This window comes from Thalassospira sp. UBA1131, from assembly GCF_002311515.1.
GTDB lineage: Bacteria > Pseudomonadota > Alphaproteobacteria > Rhodospirillales > Thalassospiraceae > Thalassospira.
Genome location: NZ_DCAO01000110.1, coordinates 15,061 through 33,441 on the forward strand (window position 1 = coordinate 15,061; position 18,381 = coordinate 33,441).

At 56.7% G+C, this 18,381-nt stretch carries 17 protein-coding genes and 1 riboswitch; of the genes, 7 read left to right on the forward strand and 10 right to left on the reverse strand.

Annotation, left to right across the window (positions count from 1 at the left end; all coding sequences use genetic code 11):
- Positions 1-54 precede the first annotated feature (54 nt).
- Both B3Z49_RS18550 and B3Z49_RS18555 read right to left on the reverse strand, forming a co-directional pair.
- The gene (locus B3Z49_RS18550; RefSeq protein ID WP_238538722.1) at positions 55-321 is read right to left on the reverse strand and encodes an Atu4866 domain-containing protein; all 267 of its coding nucleotides are present in this window, start codon (positions 319-321) and stop codon (positions 55-57) included.
- An 83-nt stretch (positions 322-404) separates the two neighbouring features.
- Complete coding sequence (locus tag B3Z49_RS18555; protein WP_197146788.1) at positions 405-1,151, reverse strand: SDR family oxidoreductase; 747 nt, start codon at positions 1,149-1,151, stop codon at positions 405-407.
- Positions 1,152-1,334: 183 nt separating this feature from the next.
- On the opposite strand from B3Z49_RS18555, the gene B3Z49_RS18560 reads away from it, so the two are divergent.
- Positions 1,335-2,252, forward strand: coding sequence for an AraC family transcriptional regulator (locus tag B3Z49_RS18560; RefSeq protein WP_296993539.1), 918 nt, complete (start codon positions 1,335-1,337; stop codon positions 2,250-2,252).
- Positions 2,253-2,254: 2 nt separating this feature from the next.
- Here B3Z49_RS18560 and B3Z49_RS18565 read toward each other — a convergent pair whose 3' ends face one another.
- Positions 2,255-3,856, reverse strand: a complete 1,602-nt coding sequence (locus B3Z49_RS18565) for a glucan biosynthesis protein (RefSeq protein ID WP_296993542.1) — start codon at positions 3,854-3,856, stop codon at positions 2,255-2,257.
- Between the two features lie 172 nt (positions 3,857-4,028).
- Positions 4,029-4,231, forward strand: a riboswitch (cobalamin riboswitch).
- A gap of 226 nt (positions 4,232-4,457) precedes the next feature.
- Between B3Z49_RS18565 and B3Z49_RS18570 the strand changes: the two genes are divergently transcribed.
- The 3 genes from B3Z49_RS18570 to B3Z49_RS18580 are packed head-to-tail and all read left to right on the forward strand — an operon-like array spanning position 4,458 to position 7,397.
- A complete protein-coding gene (locus B3Z49_RS18570) occupies positions 4,458-5,483 on the forward strand; it encodes an ABC transporter substrate-binding protein (protein ID WP_296993544.1) in 1,026 nt (341 codons plus the stop codon).
- 40 nt (positions 5,484-5,523) lie between these two features.
- Positions 5,524-6,600, forward strand: a complete 1,077-nt coding sequence (locus B3Z49_RS18575) for a FecCD family ABC transporter permease (protein ID WP_296993546.1) — start codon at positions 5,524-5,526, stop codon at positions 6,598-6,600.
- A complete protein-coding gene (locus tag B3Z49_RS18580; RefSeq protein ID WP_296993548.1) occupies positions 6,597-7,397 on the forward strand; it encodes an ABC transporter ATP-binding protein in 801 nt (266 codons plus the stop codon). Before B3Z49_RS18575 ends, B3Z49_RS18580 begins: the two co-directional genes overlap by 4 nt.
- 38 nt (positions 7,398-7,435) lie before the next feature.
- Here B3Z49_RS18580 and purD read toward each other — a convergent pair whose 3' ends face one another.
- On the reverse strand, positions 7,436-8,719 hold the full coding sequence (purD, locus tag B3Z49_RS18585; protein ID WP_296993550.1) for a phosphoribosylamine--glycine ligase: 1,284 nt from the start codon (positions 8,717-8,719) through the stop codon (positions 7,436-7,438).
- Positions 8,720-8,834: 115 nt separating this feature from the next.
- Here purD and xseA point away from each other — a divergent pair, with 115 nt between their 5' ends.
- Genes xseA through B3Z49_RS18600 form a run of 3 tightly spaced genes read left to right on the forward strand, consistent with a single transcriptional unit; the run spans position 8,835 to position 12,919 of the window.
- Positions 8,835-10,511 (forward strand): exodeoxyribonuclease VII large subunit, encoded by a 1,677-nt coding sequence (gene xseA / locus B3Z49_RS18590; protein WP_296993551.1) that lies wholly within the window; start codon positions 8,835-8,837, stop codon positions 10,509-10,511.
- Entirely contained in the window at positions 10,511-11,365 is an 855-nt protein-coding gene (locus B3Z49_RS18595) for a M23 family metallopeptidase (RefSeq protein ID WP_296993553.1), read from the forward strand. Before xseA ends, B3Z49_RS18595 begins: the two co-directional genes overlap by 1 nt.
- A gap of 15 nt (positions 11,366-11,380) precedes the next feature.
- Entirely contained in the window at positions 11,381-12,919 is a 1,539-nt protein-coding gene (locus B3Z49_RS18600; protein WP_296993555.1) for a gamma-glutamyltransferase family protein, read from the forward strand.
- A gap of 22 nt (positions 12,920-12,941) precedes the next feature.
- Here B3Z49_RS18600 and B3Z49_RS18605 read toward each other — a convergent pair whose 3' ends face one another.
- From B3Z49_RS18605 to B3Z49_RS18630, 6 genes are all read right to left on the reverse strand, one after another.
- Positions 12,942-13,535: a hypothetical protein gene (locus B3Z49_RS18605; RefSeq protein WP_064782162.1), complete on the reverse strand. Its 594-nt coding sequence runs from the start codon at positions 13,533-13,535 to the stop codon at positions 12,942-12,944.
- A gap of 100 nt (positions 13,536-13,635) precedes the next feature.
- A complete protein-coding gene (locus B3Z49_RS18610; RefSeq protein ID WP_296993557.1) occupies positions 13,636-14,535 on the reverse strand; it encodes a lauroyl acyltransferase in 900 nt (299 codons plus the stop codon).
- On the reverse strand, positions 14,528-15,499 hold the full coding sequence (lpxK, locus tag B3Z49_RS18615) for a tetraacyldisaccharide 4'-kinase (protein ID WP_296993559.1): 972 nt from the start codon (positions 15,497-15,499) through the stop codon (positions 14,528-14,530). Before lpxK ends, B3Z49_RS18610 begins: the two co-directional genes overlap by 8 nt.
- On the reverse strand, positions 15,492-16,784 hold the full coding sequence (locus B3Z49_RS18620) for a 3-deoxy-D-manno-octulosonic acid transferase (protein WP_296993561.1): 1,293 nt from the start codon (positions 16,782-16,784) through the stop codon (positions 15,492-15,494). Before B3Z49_RS18620 ends, lpxK begins: the two co-directional genes overlap by 8 nt.
- Positions 16,781-17,512, reverse strand: coding sequence for a lysophospholipid acyltransferase family protein (locus B3Z49_RS18625; protein WP_064782158.1), 732 nt, complete (start codon positions 17,510-17,512; stop codon positions 16,781-16,783). The genes B3Z49_RS18620 and B3Z49_RS18625 overlap by 4 nt, the downstream gene beginning before the upstream one ends.
- 62 nt (positions 17,513-17,574) lie before the next feature.
- On the reverse strand, positions 17,575-18,381 hold an 807-nt coding region (locus B3Z49_RS18630; protein ID WP_296993565.1), incomplete at its 5' end, for an ABC transporter ATP-binding protein.

Here is an 18,381-nt window from a genome sequence, read left to right on the forward strand (position 1 = left end):
TTCTTTGGCAGCTTGCGCTAGGGATTTGATTGTTCGGTTGGGTGGCGTCGGAACTTAGTTTTCCGGCACTTCACGGAACATCACCATGCCACCGTGATACAGGACATCATTTTCAAAATAGCCATCGGCGGTAAAGCCGGTGTCATCCTGATAGGTGATGTAGTTCCCTGAAACCTGATAGTCGCCCTGATAGGCCGACTGACGTGTACCTCGGGCCTCGTCATAGCGGCCATCGGCACGCAGTTCCTGGCGGATATGACCATCCTTGGTCACCCACATGCCGACATACGGGTGCGGGGCGATTTCAGCGCTTTTGTTCATACCGGCCTCCTGTTGGGGCCATGCTGGTGATGCGAACACCACCAGCATGGAAAGAAAGTACAAGGATTGCAGAATGATCTTCATCAGAATGCCGATGCCGTCGGACGGACAATGACTTCGTTGATGTCGACATCTGCTGGCTGATCAAGGGCATAAAGAACCGCCCGCGCAATGGCATCGGGGCTGAGGGCGATCTGGCGGAACTGGGTCAGAAGCTCCTTGCTGTTCGGGTCGGAAATATCGTGGCCAAGTTCGGTCTCGACCACGCCCGGCGAGATGGTGGTGACACGGACATTGGTGCTTTCCTGACGCAGGCCTTCGGAAATCGCCCAGACGGCATATTTGGTTGCGCAGTATACCGCGCCACTTGGCACAACCACATGTGCACCGATTGATGCGGTGTTGATGACATGGCCGCCACCTTGTTCCTGAAACAGGGGCAGGACAGCCGCAATGCCGTTCAGAACACCACGAATATTGACGTTGATCATGTTGTCCCATTCGTCGGTTTTCAGTGCCGACATCGGGGCAAGCGGCATCACGCCGGCATTGTTGAAAATCGCATCCACACGGCCATAAAGGTTCTTTGCGTTGTAAACCAGTGCCTCGACGCTATCGGCATTGGTGACATCCACCGAACGGGCCATGGCACGGCCGCCGGCAGCTTCGATTTCGGTGGCAATCTCATCAAGGCGTTCTGTGCGGCGTGCGCCAAGAACCACATTCGCCCCCCGGGATGCAAGAAGGCGGGCGGTGGCTTCGCCAATGCCGCTGCTGGCCCCGGTGATGATAACGGTCTTGTTTTCGACATGGTTGATCGGGTTCGACATGACATGCTCCTTGGGTTGGTGTGTCTGTGTTTGTGTCGTGGCGCTTACTCTGTCGATAAATCCCCGATTGATGAATACACAGAACTCGAATTGGATTGCCTAATCCTCCAAATCCGAGATTGAGTGCTTTGTCCGCGTGAAGGCGCGTGTATAGTGGGCCTATGGAAAACAAAGGGTTTTGTGATGGATAGCTATCAGAAGCTGTGTAGCCTGATTGACAAATACTGCGAGGCGGATGGTGCGGTACGCACGGCTGTTGAGCCGGTCTGGATGTTCCGATCAACCGGTCCGACCCTTAAGGTGCCGACGATCTACAAGCCTTGCCTGTGTCTGATTATCTCGGGTGCGAAGGAAGTCACGCTGGGGGATGAGCTTTATCGCTATGAGCCTGGCCAACTTCTGGCGGCATCGGTCGATTTGCCAATTGTTGGTCATGTGACCCTGGCGGCCAAGGATGCGCCGTATCGCAGCCTGTCACTTGATCTGGATGCGAAGATCCTTGGCGAACTTGTTGCCAACATGGATATCAAGATGGGCGCAGACGGCGAAAGCACACGCGGGCTTTTCGTCGAAAAGACAACCGAAAGCCTGACCGATGCTGTCTTGCGGGTGGTTGAGCTGCTTGATCGTCCTGATGATGTGCCGGTGATGTTGCCGCTTTTGATGCGCGAAGTGCATTACCGCTTGTTATGTACCGCCAAGGGGGCGGCGATTGCGGGTCTTGTCATCGGCGGCAGCAACATGCAGCGCATCTCGGCCGCCCTTCAACTGATCAAGGATAATTTCGACAAGCCGCTTAAGGTGGAAGAACTGGCAAATCGCGCCAATATGAGCCCGTCTTCCTTCCATCACCACTTCAAGCAGGTGACAGCCATGAGCCCGCTTCAGTACCAAAAGCGGCTCCGCCTGACGACAGCGCGTCAGATCATGCTGGCCGAAATGAAGGACGCGGCATCGGCGGCCTACGCGGTCGGGTATGAAAGCGCGTCACAGTTCAGTCGCGAATATGCCCGCATGTTTGGCGCACCGCCAATCCGCGATGTCATGTCGATCCTTGGGCAGGGCGGGGCCAGCCAGTCTGCCGACATGGCCCCACATTAACATTAACCCTGTTGCTGGTTGCCAACAGCCGGCAGGTACTGGAACATCCAGGTTTCACTGAGCGGTTCATCACCGCGTTTCAGATACATCCGCAGGTCAACCGGATCATTGCCCGCGGCCTTAAGGTCAAAGGCCGCCCGCCAGATGCGGGTATCCATGATCGGTTCGATCTTGGTGCGCACAATCTCCCCGCGCGAGGATGTCACAACCACTTCGGGGAATTCGCCATACGCAAGCGTTCCCAGAACCTCACCCTCGAACTCGACCGAAAACTTGATTTCGTCCTTGGGCCGGTTGGTGCCGGGCTCCCCGCCGCGGCCCATGCGGGTTGCGGTTGCGCGTGCCAGTTCCTTGACCGGGAACGGGTTATGGGCCTGCCAATACAGGCGGTATTTGAACTGATAAGAATTACCCGCCTTGGCCGGGCCATTCGGGACCCAGAAGGCGGCAATGTTATCGTGGATTTCATCGTCGGTCGGGATTTCGATCAACTGAACCGCACCGTCATTCCAGTCGCCTTGCGGTTCGACCCACAGGCTGGGGCGGCGGTGATAACGCACGCCATCCAGATAGTTCTTCACATCGCGATCGCGCTGCATCAGACCAAAACCACGCGGGTTATTGTCGCCAAACGCTGATGCGCGGATGGTTTCCGGGTTGTTCAGCTGTCGCCAGATGCGTTCGCCGCCGCCGGTCCAAAGCTCCAGCCCATCGCTGTCATGCACTTCCGGGCGCCAGTCAAAGCGGAACGACTTGTTCTGTTCGGAATACCAGAACATGCTGGTCAGCGGTGCGATGCCAAGCCGTTCGATATCCTTGCGCAAGAACAGATGTTTTTCGACATCCATCGTGACCCCTTCGCCGCGATAAAGCAGGAATTTATAAGCCCCCGTGATGCTGGGCCCATCCAGCAGGGCATAGACCGTGACCGGATCTTCGGGGTTTTTGGCCGGTTCGATAAAGAATTGACGGAAATCGGGGAATTCTTCGGGAACTGAGGTCGCCGTATTGACCGCAATCCCGCGCGCCGACAGGCCATATTGGCCTTCATCCCCAATGGCGCGGAAGTACGATGCGCCAAGAAACGCTGCCCAGTCTTGCGTTTTCCAGTCATCACGCGCCTGATTTTCATGCAGGCGGAAACCGGCAAAGCCGCTATTGGCGGGCAACTGGCGGGCAATGCTGTCTTCGGGCATGTCAAAGTAATCGGGCTTGTAGATCACTTCGCGCGCCTGCCCGTTTTCCAGAAGATACATATGCACCGGTTTGGCGAAATACATACCCAGATGGAAGAAGGTCAGCGGATAGGTGCCCGATCCATCGGAAAACGGCGAATGGTCGCGTTTGTAATGCAGCTTGCCATGGGTGTCGTAATCGATCTTGCCGACAATTTCCGGGTTTGGCGCAACGGGTGCTTCATAGGTCGATGCGGCCATGGATTTGGCGCGTGCAATCAGATCGGCAAAATCAAACGGTTGTGCCGAACCCAGATCAAGGCCGTCAACATCTGCCAAAGCATGCTGATAGATCGACATTCCCGGCAGGATAAGACCGGCTGCCGCGATGGATTTCAAAAAGCGTCTGCGTTCAACAGAAGTCGTCATGTTCATCACATTCCTGTGGTTTGAGGTGTCGGGAAAGCATACCCGGCAGTGTGGAGGTAATCGGGATGAAACATGGCAAATTCAAGGTCGTATCAATTGCTTTTTATGCATGGAGCCTTGGCGTTAATGCCGCTGGTGGTCTGCCAATTTCCTTGACCGTGTTTTTGGTTTAATCTAACCGTGACGTGTCGGTATCCGAATATCGGATAAAGGGAATTCGAGATGGGCCGAATATTGGCTCATTAACCGAAGCTGCCCCCGCAACTGTAGGCGGCGAGCATTTTTCTGACCAATGCCACTGGGATCAACCCGGGAAGGCCAGGGAAAATGCGTTGACCCGTAAGCCAGGAGACCTGCCGACACGAAGACGACGGACCGGGCGGGGTGCCCCGGAGAATGTCGGTACGTGTCTTGGCCCAACAGTTTAGCCCAGGTTTTCTAAGCTTTAAGGCCGGCATCTTCCGCCATCTCCTGACACTTTTGCCAGTCCATTGACAGCAGCAAAAGTGATGTTATGTTATAACATAACATTTGGCGATGTGTTGAAACTGGATCATCCAAAGCGGTCCCGGATCAGCGCATCAGCAAGAGGGAACTAAAAGTGATCAATCACGATAAACGTGTACTGGCGGTCGGGGTGTTTGCCGCTGGTCTTATTTCATCTGTTTCATTTGCGTCCGCAACCGAATATCCGCTCAGTATCGAGAATTGCGGCACTGTGTTGCAATTTGACGCGGCTCCGGATCGCGTGGTGTCGCTGGGCCAAAGCACGACCGAAATTCTCTATTCGCTGGGCCTGGCCGACAAGGTCAAGGGTACGGGTGTCTGGTTTGGCCCGGTGATGGAAGAATTCAAGGACGTCAACGCATCTGTGCCACGTCTGGCCGACAATGACCCGGGGTTTGAAACCGTTGTCGCGCAAAAGCCACAACTGGTTGCCACCCAGTATCAGTGGCATGTCGGGCCTAAGGGCACTGTCGGCACCACCGAACAGTTCAACGAATTGTCCATTCCGGTCTACACAGCACCTGCTGATTGTGTGGGCAAGGACAATGCCGGTGGCGGTGACGGGGTGCGTCACGAAGGCTTCACCATGGATCTGATTTATCGCGAGATTTCCGATCTTGCGCAAATCTTTGATGTCGAAGATCGCGGCGATGCGCTGATTGCCAGCCTGAAGGAACGTCAGGAAAGCTCATTGGCACGTGTGACGGCAAGCGGCCATGACAACGTATCCGCTGTCTTCTGGTTCTCCAGCCCGGAAATCAACAGTGATCCCTATGTGGCGGGCAAAAACGGCGCGGCGGGCTTTATCGCCGGTAAACTTGGTGTTCGCAACATCATCGACAGCAATGAAGAATGGCCGACCGTTGGCTGGGAAACCATTGCGCGTGCCAATCCGGATATCATCGTGATTGGTAAAATGGGTCGTCGGCGTTTTCCGGCCGATGACTGGCAGGTCAAGATGGATTTCCTTAAAACCGATCCGGTCGCAAGTCAGATGAAGGCGGTGCGCAATGGCAATATCGTGGTGATGGACGCCCAGTCGATGGATCCGACCATCCGCCTGATCAAAGGTATTGAAACACTTGCCGAAGCCGTCGAAAGACTGAGTGCTTCGAACTGACCTGCACTGCCAAAGGCGCCTGATATGCCCGGAGAATTCAATGTTTGAAACAACGCCAGTGCAGCAGCCGGTTCAGCCACCTCGGCAATCGCTGGCGGGGCGGGCATATCTTGTGCGGGCCGGTGTCAGTCTTGGCGCCCTGGTTTTGCTAGTTGGCGTCATCGCGATGGCCGCGGCCAAGGGGGAAACACACATTCCCCTTGGTACCGTGCTTCAGACCATTGCCAATCATCTTTGGCAGGCGGGCTATGACGTTGATCCGATTGATGCCGGGATCATCTGGAATTACCGGATATCGCGCGCAATGGTGGCGGCGGCCTGCGGGGCGTCCCTTGCGCTATCGGGGGCGGTTTTGCAGGCGCTTTTGCGCAATAGTCTGGCGGATCCCTATTTACTGGGCATTTCGGCCGGGGCATCGACCGGTGCGGTCAGTGTCGCCATTCTGGGGTTCGGGGCAGGCATGGTTTCCCTGTCACTTGGCGCCTTTGTCGGCGCGCTGGTGGCGTTCGGGTTTGTGGCGCTTTTGGCCATTCCGGCCGGGCGCGGGGCTGGTGCCATCATTCTGGCCGGGGTTGCCGGATCGCAACTGTTTAACGCATTGACGTCATTTATCGTGACCAAGGCCGCCACGGCGGACGAGGCACGCGGGGTGATGTTCTGGTTGCTTGGTAATTTAAGTGGCGTGCGCTGGCCTGATGTCTATCTTGCGCTTCCGGTCGCCGTCATCGGCTTGCTGGTCTGCCTTTGGTATTCCCGTGCGCTTGATGCCTTTACCTTTGGCGTGGAATCGGCAGCGTCCCTTGGTGTGCCGGTGCGCCGGGTTTATGTGGTGTTGATTGCCATTGCCGCATCGATGACCGCGGTGATGGTCAGTATTGTCGGGGCCATCGGCTTTGTCGGACTGGTTATTCCCCATGCCGCGCGGTTCTTTGTCGGGACACGGCACGGATTTCTGTTGCCAGCATCGGCCCTGATCGGGGCGGTGTTTCTTGTGGCGGCCGATATTGTATCGCGCATCATTCTTGATGGTCAGGTCCTGCCCATCGGGGTGATCACAGCCCTGATCGGTGCACCGGCCTTTGCGATCATCCTGTGTCATGGGCGGGTATTGCGATGAGCCTTGAATTACGCAATGTCGGTTGGAATGCCGGATTTAAAAAGATCATCAGCGGCGTGTCGCTTCGGGTCACGCGTGGCGAGTTCCTAGGTGTGATCGGGCCAAACGGGTCGGGCAAAACCAGCATGATGTCGGTTCTGGGCGGCATTCGTGCGCCGTCGACCGGGCAGGCATTGCTGGGCGATCAGCCGATGAAGAAAATCGGCCGACGCAACCTTGCCCGTCATATCGGCTTTGTCGAACAACAGGCCGACACCATCGACCGTATTACCGTGCGCGATGCCGTCGCCCTTGGTCGAACGCCATATCTCAGTTTGCTAACACCATGGTCAGGGCACGACGACGCCATCGTGTGCGAAGCCCTTGCCAGTGTTGAAATGGGGCCGTTTGCGGACCGGATGTGGCATACGCTTTCGGGCGGTGAAAAGCAGCGCGTTCACATCGCCCGTGCCTTGGCCCAGCAGCCCGATTTCCTGTTGCTTGATGAGCCGACCAACCATCTTGATATCCATCATCAGCTGGGCCTGCTGGAACTGGTGCGCGCACTGCCGGTCACAGTGGTGGCAGCACTCCATGATCTAAACCATGCGGCGATGTTTTGTGACCGGATTGCGATGATGGATGGCGGCAAGCTGATTGCGCTTGGTACACCCGAACAGATTTTGACATCGCAAAACCTTCGCGATGTTTTCGGGGTTGCCGCCGAAATCGAAATTGATGATCAGGGCCGCTGCCATATCCGCTATCACGCCGGAAACCAGAAAACTGGGCCCATAAAAAAAGACCGGGTTGCGTAACCCGGCCTTCGATTTTGGTAGCTTGGTTTGCTTGTAGCTTAGCCCTGTTCGCGGGCAACCGCGCGCCAGCCGATATCGCGGCGGCAGAAACCACCATCCCAATCAATCGCATCAACCGCCTCATAGGCGCGTTTCTGGGTTTCAGTCACCGTCGCACCGCGCGCGGTTACACCAAGAACGCGGCCACCGGTCGCAACCAGTTTGTCGCCATCCATCTTGGTACCGGCATGCAGGACTTTGACCTTGTCCATGGCGTCCGCCGCTGGAACGTTTTTGATCTCGGTGCCTTTTTCGTAGGATCCTGGATACCCCTTGGCGGCCATGACAACGACCATCGCGGTCTCATCGTGCCATTCGGGTTTGACTTTATCGAGCGTGCCGGTGGCCGCCCCGTCCAGGATATCAAGCACGTCTGATTTCAAACGGGTCATCAGAACCTGACATTCCGGATCGCCAAAACGAATGTTGTATTCGATCAGTTTCGGGTTGCCCGCATCGTCAATCATCAGACCGGCAAACAGCACCCCCTTGAACGGGTGGCCTTCGTTGGCCATGCCTTTCACGGTCGGGATAATGATCTGATCCATGACCTTGGCTTCGACCGCATCGGTAAAGACCGGGGCCGGGGAATAAGCCCCCATGCCGCCCGTATTGGGGCCGGTGTCGCCTTCGCCAACGGCCTTGTGATCTTGGGCTGCGACCAGCGGAATGACGTTTTCGCCATCACAAACAGCAAAAAATGAGGCTTCCTCACCTTTGAGGAATTCCTCAATCACGATTTCCGCGCCGGCATCGCCAAACTTGCCGCCCACCATGCATTCTTCAATCGCGGCAAAGGCTTCGTCATTTGTCATACAAATGGTCACACCCTTGCCCGCCGCCAGACCATCGGTCTTGACCACAATCGGTGCGCCCTGTTTTTCGACAAACGCCTTGGCGTCCTTGGGATCGGTAAAGCGGCCATAGGCGGCGGTCGGTACCCCGAACTTCGCCACCATGTCCTTCATGAAACCCTTGGAGCCTTCCAACTGGGCGGCTGCCTTGGAGCAGCCGAATGATTTAATGCCCTCGGCATCCAGTGCATCGACAAGGCCTGCCACCAGCGGGGCTTCGGGGCCGACAACGACCAGATCAACCGCGTTGTCCTTGGCAAATTTTACCAGACCATCAATGTCGCTATCGGAAATCGCAACGCACTCGGCCGAATCCGCAATCCCGGCATTGCCCGGTGCACACCACAGTTTGGAAATGCGCGGGCTGCGCGCAATTGCCCAGCACAATGCGTGTTCACGTCCGCCGCCGCCAACGACCAGAACCTTCATGACTTTATCCTTCGACTTGTCCGATTGCTTGATGGTCCATGCGAGATGAACTAGGCTAGACCCAATTGCCACCCCGCAAAATTATTAGGCGGGCTTTTAGCATAAAGTACCCTTGATGACGCAAGATTTGTTCGACCCTTATGCCCCGGTTCCCGAAACGCCTGCAAAATCGGGAAATGCGCCCGAATTTTCGGTTTCCGACCTCTCGAACGCGCTAAAGCGGACTGTGGAGGATGCGTTTTCGTTCGTGCGGGTGCGCGGCGAAATTTCCGGGTTCAAACGCGCCAGCAGCGGGCATATGTACCTTGCGCTGAAAGACGACAAGGCGGTGATTGATGGTGTGTGCTGGCGCGGGCAGGCGGCCAAACTTGGCCTTGTGCCCGAAGACGGCATGGAAGTCATCGTTACCGGGCGCCTGACGACATTTCCGGGCCGATCAAAATACCAGATCGTGATTGAGACGATGGAAGTCGCGGGCGAAGGCGCGCTTTTAAAGCTTCTGGAAGAACGTAAAAAGAAACTCGCGGCCGAGGGGCTTTTTGATCCCGAACGCAAAAAGCCGATCCCGTTCCTGCCAGATGTCATTGGCATTGTCACATCACCCACGGGTGCCGTGATCCGCGATATCATGCATCGCCTGCGTGATCGTTTCCCGCGCCGGGTTTTGTTGTGGCCGGTCCTTGTGCAGGGGCAGGGGGCGGCTGATCAGGTGGCCGAGGCCGTGCGGGGCTTTAATGATCTTCTGCCCTATGGTCAGATCCCGCGCCCGGATGTGTTGATCGTTGCGCGCGGTGGCGGGTCGCTTGAAGATCTTTGGTCGTTTAACGAGGAAGTCGTTGCCCGCGCGGTGGCCGAGTCTGACATTCCGGTGATTTCGGCCGTTGGCCATGAAACCGACACCACCCTGATTGATTTTGTTTCGGACCTGCGTGCACCGACGCCCACCGGGGCGGCGGAAAAGGCCGTGCCGGTCCGCGTCGAACTGATTGGTCAGGTCGAGGAAGATGGTCTTCGTCTGGCGCAGGCCGTGCGGCGTTTGGGCGTGGAGAAGAAAACGGCGCTTGAAAGTCTGGCGCGTGGTTTGGGCGATCCCAAACGCATGCTTGAGGAACGCAGCCAGACCCTCGATAACTGGGCAGACCGTTTGCCGCGCGCCGCCGTCAATGTCACGCAACAAGCCCGCGCACGATTGAACGAGGCCAGTGCCCGACTGGTCAGCCCGCGTGAACAGCTTTCAGAAAAACGCGGGCGTCTGGAAAATGCGGCATTGCGTTTGGATGGTGCGATGAAATCCGCGCTTCAGATGCAGCAATCGCGCCTTGATCGTGCCGCGGCGGGCCTTCGGCCCAGTGACGCCAAACGCGACATTGCCCGTGCCGACAAACAGATCATTGATCTTGGCACGCGTTTGCAGGGGGCGGTTCGTAATACGCTGACCCGCGAGGCCGAGGGACTTGCCCGCTATGACAGGCTTTTGGAAAGCTATTCTTATCGCAATGTCCTGAAACGCGGGTTTGCCGTTGTGCGTGACGGGGACGGCAACCTAATTGGTAAATCGTCCGATCTTGTCACAGGTCAGACCTATGATCTTGAGATGGGCGATGGCATTACCCCGGTGACGGCGGGTGAAGGTGTTGCGACCTCAAAGCCAGTGCCGGGCAGGGATGATAGCGCTACCATCGCAGATCAAAACGCCGCCGTATCTGCGCCCGAAAAAACCGCCAAACCCAAACCGGCGAAGAAGAAAAATCCAAGCCCCAAAGACGACGACAGACAAGGGAGCCTTCTGTAATGCGTATGACCATTTCCGGCATGCTGGCCGCAGCGGGCCTTTTGGCGGTTAGTCTTTCCGCACAGGCGGCCGAGCCGACCTATCAGGGGCAGTTCGTTCAGGGCGGGATTGTTTTCGGGCAGACAGATGCCGGTTCCCAGGTGCTGCTGGATGATGAGGCGATTGATACCATCGCACCCGATGGCCGGTTTGTTTTGGGGTTCCCGCGCGATTACGAAGGCCCGGCGCGGGTCAGCATCCGGCATGCCGATGGCAGTGTCGAGGCGTTCAGTTATGAGATCGGTGATCGCGAATTCAATGTTCAGCGCATTGACGGGCTGGCACCCAAAATGGTGACGCCTGACCCGGAAGTTATCAGTCGCATTCAGGATGATTCACGTCAGGCTCGCGAAGCGCGCACCGAACGGTTTACCGAGAATTTCCTGGAAAACGGCTTTATCTGGCCCGCCGTTGGTCCGATCAGCGGGGTTTATGGATCGCAGCGTATCTTGAATGGGGAGCCGCGTGCACCGCATTGGGGCGTTGATATTGCCCTTCCGACCGGAAGCCCGGTTGTGGCCCCGGCGGATGGCATTGTGACGCTGGCCCATCCCGATATGTATTTTTCCGGTGCGACATTGTTTATCGATCATGGGCTTGGCGTGGTGTCGGCATTTTTGCATCTGTCAGAAATTGATGTGCAGGTCGGCGACGTCGTTAAACAGGGCGATTTGATCGGCAAAATCGGTGAATCAGGTCGTGCGACCGGGCCGCATCTGGATTGGCGGGTCAATGTCGGGGCGGCAAGGGTTGATGCACAGTTGCTGGTGCCACCGATGGAAGAAGCACAAAAGACCGCAAACGCCAGTCAGTAACGGGAAACATAAGCCATGAAAACCCACGGGGCCGTTGCCGCAGGACATGCCGTTACCGCAGATGCGGCGGCCCGTGTGCTTGACGAAGGTGGCAATGCCTTTGACGCGGTGATTGCCGCGATGTGGGCGGCCTGTGTGGCGGAGCCGGTTCTGGCATCCTTGGGGGGCGGTGGTTTTGTGATGGCGCGGCCTTCCAGGCAGACGCCACGGCTTTATGATTTCTTTGTTGAAACCCCGCTTGAAAAACGATCGCGTGAAAATCTTGAGTTTGAAAGCCGCCTTGCGACCTTTGCCGGTGGCGTAACCCAGGAATTCCATGGTGGCTATGGTTCGGTGGCAACACCGGGCGTGGTGGCGGGGCTTTTTGCCGTCCATGACGATCTTGCCAAACTCCCGATGGCGAAACTGGCGGAGCCAGCAATCCGTGCCGCGCGCGATGGCGTGGAACTTGATGCCTTTCAACGCTATGTAATGGGGATTGTCGAGCCGCTTTTGGGCTTCTGCGCCGAAAGCCGCAAGGTGTTTGGCAAGGCTGGCAAAACCGGAGCCGATGAGTTCGAGCTGCTTGATGCCGGTGTGCTTCATCGGCAACCCGATCTGGCATGCAGCATCAACTATCTGGTCGAGAACGGGGCAGAGGGTTTTTACCAAGGTGACCTTGGTGCCGCCCTTGTGCGCGGATGTACCGAGCATGGTGGATATCTCACAGCACAGGATCTGGCAGGCTATCGAGTTTTGGTGCGTGATCCGTTGCTGGTGTCCGGACGCAAGGGGCGGTTTGTCCTGAACCCGCCACCGGCATCGGGCGGGGTTCTGGTTGGTTTTGGCCTTAAGCTTGCGCGGGAAATGGCATTGGGGGCGTTTGGCTCTGAACGTCATCTTGAAGCGGTGTCGCGGATCATTCATGCCACGGGTTTGGCGCGTGGGGAATATGGTGCGCGCCCGGCGATCCTGGCGGACGAGCTGTGCGAACGTTATCGTCTGATGATTGGCGAACGCCCGCTTAGTCAGAATGGCACCACCCATATTTCGGTGGTTGATCAACATGGCAATCTTGCCGCGGCGACGATTTCAAACGGCTCCACATCGGGGCGGGTCGTGCCGGGCACCGGGATCATGATGAACAACATGCTGGGGGAGGCCGATCTGTCACCGGATGGTTTCCATAACTGGCCGTGTGGTGTTCGCATGACATCGATGATGACCCCGTCGCTTTATCTCGGGCAGGACGGGGCGTCAGTTGCGCTGGGTTCTGGCGGGTCAAACCGGATCCGGTCAACCATGCTGCAGGTGTTGCTTAATATCGATGCGTTTGACATGACCCTGCACGGGGCGATCTCGGCCCCGCGCATGCATGTCGAAGATGAATTGTTATCGGTCGAGCCGGGATTTGATGATGCTTTGCTTGATGGGCTCAGCCTTGGCAATCAACAGCGCTGGGATTGCGAGGATATGTTCTTTGGCGGGGTGCATGCGGCCAAGGTAAATCAGTCGGGCGACATGCTTTCGGCGACCGGGGATGGGCGACGCAGTGGTCATCAGATCATTGTTTGATCGGCCGATAGTTCTGAGGGGCTTATCTGAACCGCTGAATAACGGCGAAAATCAGTGAAAAGATCGCAATCAGAATGATGGCAACCGTTGCGATCAGAAGCGCCTGTTTGGTGCGCAGTTCATAGGCCTGCTTGCGTTCGACAAAGACAATCACATCACGGCGCAACTGGTCCATTTCCGGTGCAACATCAAGACTGTTGAGGTAAAGCCTTGCACCTGCGCGAGCCAGAAGATCATTGGTTTTGTTCATCTCGCGGGTGAACAGGGCAAACCGTTCTTCGGTGTCGGCCAGATCATCAAGAAGGTTTTTATCATCCTTCCCGGCAGAGGCGATTGTGATGGTTGTTCGCGTCAGATCGCGCGCATCTTCTTCGATACATTGCGACAATGATTTTCGGGGTTGATCAGAGGTGCATTCAACTTGCCGATTGCCGAATTCTTCAAGGGCACGCTTCAGATGTTCCTTGAGCTGCTGATCAAGCTCGGAAATCCGCAACCGGATATCGCGTGCTGTTTCACGAATGGTCGTGTCGTCCTGATCAAGCGCCATTGTCGGCCAGACGACAAAGATCGAGCCGGCCAGAATAAGACAGAAAATGATCAGCAAGCGGCGCAAAAAGGCGGGCTCCGAAGACGCGTTCGACAGCGGACGAAATGCCAGTCTGCGCCAACAGGGTTCCTATTCGGTTAATGCCCGATCGAAACGCCAGTCGGATTTACTTCGGCCAACGGCGATGCAGCCAAAGCCATTGTTCGGGGCGTTCGCGGATCCACTTTTCCATGACAGCGTTGACCTCGGTCATGGTAGCCAGAATATCGGCGTGCCGGTCGCCTGTTTTGGGAACTTCCAGTGGTGGATAGAACGTCACACGGAAATGCGCACCATTCAGGCGTTCTGAACGAATGGGAATGATTGGCGCATCGTATTTAAGGGCAAACTGTGCCAGTGCCGGGGCTGTCATCGCATCCCGGCCAAAAAACGGCACGGCGATACCATCTGTCATCTTTTGATCGACCAGCATACAGGCGTGGCCACCATTCTTCAGATAGCGGGTTAGTTTTCGCGCACCATCCGGGCCTTTCTTAACCAGTTGGCCTTTAAACATCTTGCGGGCCCGCATGAAGAGGCCTTCTACCCACGGATTATCCGGCGCCCGATAGACACTCATCATCTCCATATCAAGCGCCTCGGCGATGCACATCGCAACTTCCCAGTTGCCGATGTGACCGGAAAAGAACAGGCCGGGTTTGTCATCGGTCTTGGTGGCAAGGCCATTTTCAATGCCAACGATCTCGATGCGCGGTCCACCCGGGCGCATTTTATGCAGATGGGGAATTTCGGCAGCCGAACGGCCAAGATTGTCCCACATGCCAACAATGATCTGCTCAATCTCTTCGCGCGACTTTTCCGGGAACGCCACTACCAGATTGTTGCGTGCCTTTTTCGTCTGACCGACTTTGGGGCCCAGGGTACGCAGAAGCCAACCGCCAACCGCCGATGCCATATCAACGGGCATCAACGCAAACATCCAGTAGATCAGATACGCCCCGAAACCCTGAAGCGGGTGGGAGATGTATTTCTGGCGCATTTTGTAAAGTTGGCTGTTCTTATCCATCGGCAAGTACTGAAGTCACAATCTTTGCGAGCTGATCTGGTGCCTCGAACACCAGACGAATGTCGAGACTGCTTATGCCGTCCCGGTCCTGAAATGGCAAGCGCATCAGATCTTTTTGGGTGGTGACAAGTGTGGCATCAAGCCTTGCAGCCTCGGTACGCAGATCGCCAAGCTCTTGCGCTGTGAAGGGGTGGTGATCTGAAAAATCACGTGTCTGGATGATTTGCGCGCCAGCCTTTTGCAGGCTGTCATAGAATTTGGACGGTTGGCCAATGCCGGCAAAGGCCAGAACGCGGGATTGATTGAAATCGTCCGCGTTGATCGCCTCGATCGATGCGCGCAACACCGGAACGGAAGCCGGAAGGCGCGTGATGAAGTCCGGTGTCTTGTCGCCGATCAGAATGATGGCACGCACCTTTTCAAGACCGCTGATCAGCGGTTCGCGCATGGGACCGGCGGGCATGACGCGGCCATTGCCAATGCCATAGTTGCTGTCGATCACAGCGAAACTGCAATCCTTGATCAGGGTTGGATTTTGCAATCCGTCATCAAGAATGATCGCATTTGCACCGGCATCAACCGCCATTTCGGCGCCAAGGGCACGGTTGCGTGAAATCCATGCCGGGCCATACTGGGCGAGCAAAAGCGGTTCATCGCCGACTTTGTCGGCGCTATCAACGCCCGGATTGACCCGGTGCGGGCCTTCAAGCGATCCGCCATAGCCGCGGCTGACGAAATGCGGCGTGCGGCCAAGGCTTGTCAGAAGATTGTACAGTGTGACAGCCGTTGGGGTTTTGCCCGCACCACCGACGGTGAAGTTGCCGACGCAGAAAACCGGGCAACCGGGATGGCGCGGCGTTGTTGTCAGTTTGCGAAAGTAGGTGCCCGCCCGCCATGCAGCAGAGAGCGGGCTTAGAAGTTTGGGAATGACCCCGTCATGCTGCCAGAATTCCGGATCACGCATCACTGCCCTCCTTGATGCCCTTTTGCGCCAACAAGGGGCGCAGGGCATCAAGCGTTCGATCCAGCACTTCGGCCTTGGAGTTTGCGTAATCAAGTGCGGCTTTGGCGATTTTCCCTGCGGAGTCAGGATCGCGAAGCAGGGCTGCGACCTGTCTTGCAAGATCATCCGCATCGGTTACCGGGCGGCAGGCGCCGTTTGCCAGCATTTCGGTGCTGATGGCGGCAAAGTTGCTCATATCCGGGCCGTGCAAAATGGCGCAGTTCAATCGTGCCGGTTCCAGCGGGTTCTGACCGCCCCCCGCAGACAGGGTCTTGCCCATAAAGACGATTGGCGCAATGCGATAAAACAGGCCAAGTTCACCCATTGTATCGGCAAGGTAAACATCAGTACCCGGTGTGATGTCGTGGCCAAGGCTTCGGCGTGATACCTGCAGGCCCTGTGCGACCAGATCGGCTTCAATATCGTCGGCCCGATCCGGGTGGCGCGGCACGATGATGGTCAGCACACCACTATGGTCGCCGGCGAGTTTTTTGTGAACGTCACCGGCAGTATGTTCTTCGCCCTTAAAGGTGCTTGAGGCGAGCCAGACCGGACGTTGACCAATCTGTTCCTGAAGCTTTGCCAGATCAGCCTCATTGGCAGGTAGCGGCGGGGCAGCAAATTTAAGATTGCCAACAGCCCGGACGGATGTCGCGCCGAGGCTTTCAAATCGCGTGGTTTCGTCGCGGCTTTGGGTCAGGATCAGGTCAAACGCAGAAATAACCGGCCGGATAAAGGACGGATAGCGTGAGTATCCCTTAAAGCTTTTTTCCGAAATGCGCCCATTGAGCAATGCAAGGCTGACACCGGCTTTCTTTGCCTTGGTCAGAAGGTTTGGCCAGAAGTCACTTTCAAGCCAAAGGGCGACATCAGGTTTCCAGTGATGCAGGAAACGCGCGACACAAACCTGACGGTCAATCGGGACGAACTGGTGAATGACGCCCTTGGGCAGGCGAGCATGCATCATGGTCGCCGATGTGACCGTGCCGGTCGTCACCAGAATGGATGCCGACGGATAGAGACGGCGGATTTCATCAATCACCGGCAATGCCGACAGGGATTCCCCCACGCTGGCCCCGTGGATCCACACCAGATGTCCTTTGGGGCGGGCCGCACCCGGATGGCCAAAGCGTTCCCCAATGCGCCCTGCGTCTTCCTTGCCGCGGTTTTTACGACGGTTGAGATACAGGTTTAGCGCCGGCCCAAGCAGGCGGGTTGCCGCGCGATAGGCGTAAAACAGGCTCATGACCCGGTTTCCCCCGCCGCGATGGCAGATCGCTTTTGTTTGGGCAGTTCATCGGGGGCAGCAGGCGGGATCACAGCAAGACCAAGTTCACGATCGGTTTCCTGCGTGAGCCTGGTCAGGGCGTTTTCAAGCTCGATCCGTTTGGCTTCCATGCCTTCGTCATCAAGCTTGCGGTCAACAAAGATCGGATCGCCCCAGTGAAAAACACCGCGTGAAAAGGGCAGGGGTAAAATGAAACGATCCCAACTTTGAATGACCTTGCGGTTGGAGGCCGAATAGGTCAGCGGGAAAATCGGCACACCGGCCATACGGGCAGCCTGAATGATCCCGTCGGATGCCCGCATGCGGGGGCCGCGCGGCCCATCCGGCGTCATGCCGACAACTTCACCGGCTTTCAGTGCCTTGAGAATCTGACGCAGGGCCGCAGCACCGCCTTTGCCCTTGCCGGTCGATCCGGCGATGGTCTTGATATCAAAGCGTGCAATCGTCCGAGAAATGATTTCTCCGTCACGATGCGATGAGATCAGCATGTTGAACGGGCGGTCACCACCAACAGATCGCCAGGTATAGGGCATCATCAAAAGACGTTGATGCCAGAAGGCAACGATAAACGGTTTGCCTTCCGTCAGGTAGTGTGCCGGATGGTCACCACCTTTGGTGCGCCAGCGTCCTGTGGCGCGCATCAGGCGCACATAAAACGCCGCCAGCCAGCACAGTGTGCTGCGCATTGTATCGCTTTTTATGATCCGTTTATGCCACTGCACGCCCGATATTCCCGAAGTTGTCCGGATCAGTTTCCGTTTTCTTCCGAGAATTGCAAGTTATAGAGGTGCGCATAAGCCCCTCCCAGTGCTAGCAATTCTTCGTGTTTGCCCTGTTCGGTCACGCGCCCATTGCTGACAACGCAAATCTTGTCGGCATCAATGATGGTCGACAGACGGTGCGCAATCACAAGGGTCGTCCGGCCTTTCATCAGTTCGGCCAAAGCCCCCTGAATATGGCGTTCGGATTCCGTATCAAGCGCAGAGGTCGCTTCGTCCAGCAACAGGATCGGCGCGTTTTTCAGCATGGCGCGCGCAATCGCGATGCGCTGACGTTGCCCACCCGACAGCTTCACACCATGCTCGCCGACAATCGTGTCATAGCCATGTTGAAGCTGTCCGATAAAGTCGTGGGCGGCGGCCTGACGTGCGGCTTGTTCGATCTCGGCATCCGATGCCCCGGCGCGGCCATAGGCGATATTGGCACGCACCGTATCGTCAAACAGGGTGATTTCCTGACTGACGAGGGCTGTTGCCTTGCGCAGGCTTTCAAGCGTCACATTGCGGATATCCTGACCATCAATGGTGATCGCACCCTGATCAATGTCATAGAAACGCGGGATCAGGTTGAGGATGGTCGATTTACCCGCACCCGACGGGCCGACAAGAGCCACGGTTTCGCCCGCCTTGATATCAAGATCAATCTCGCGGAGTGCCGTGATTTCAGGGGTATAGGCAAAGGCAACGTTTTTGAAGTTGATGTTGCCACCCGAAACCGCGAGCTCCTTGGCATCCGGTGCGTCCTTGATTTCAGGTTCGATATCAAGAACCGTGAA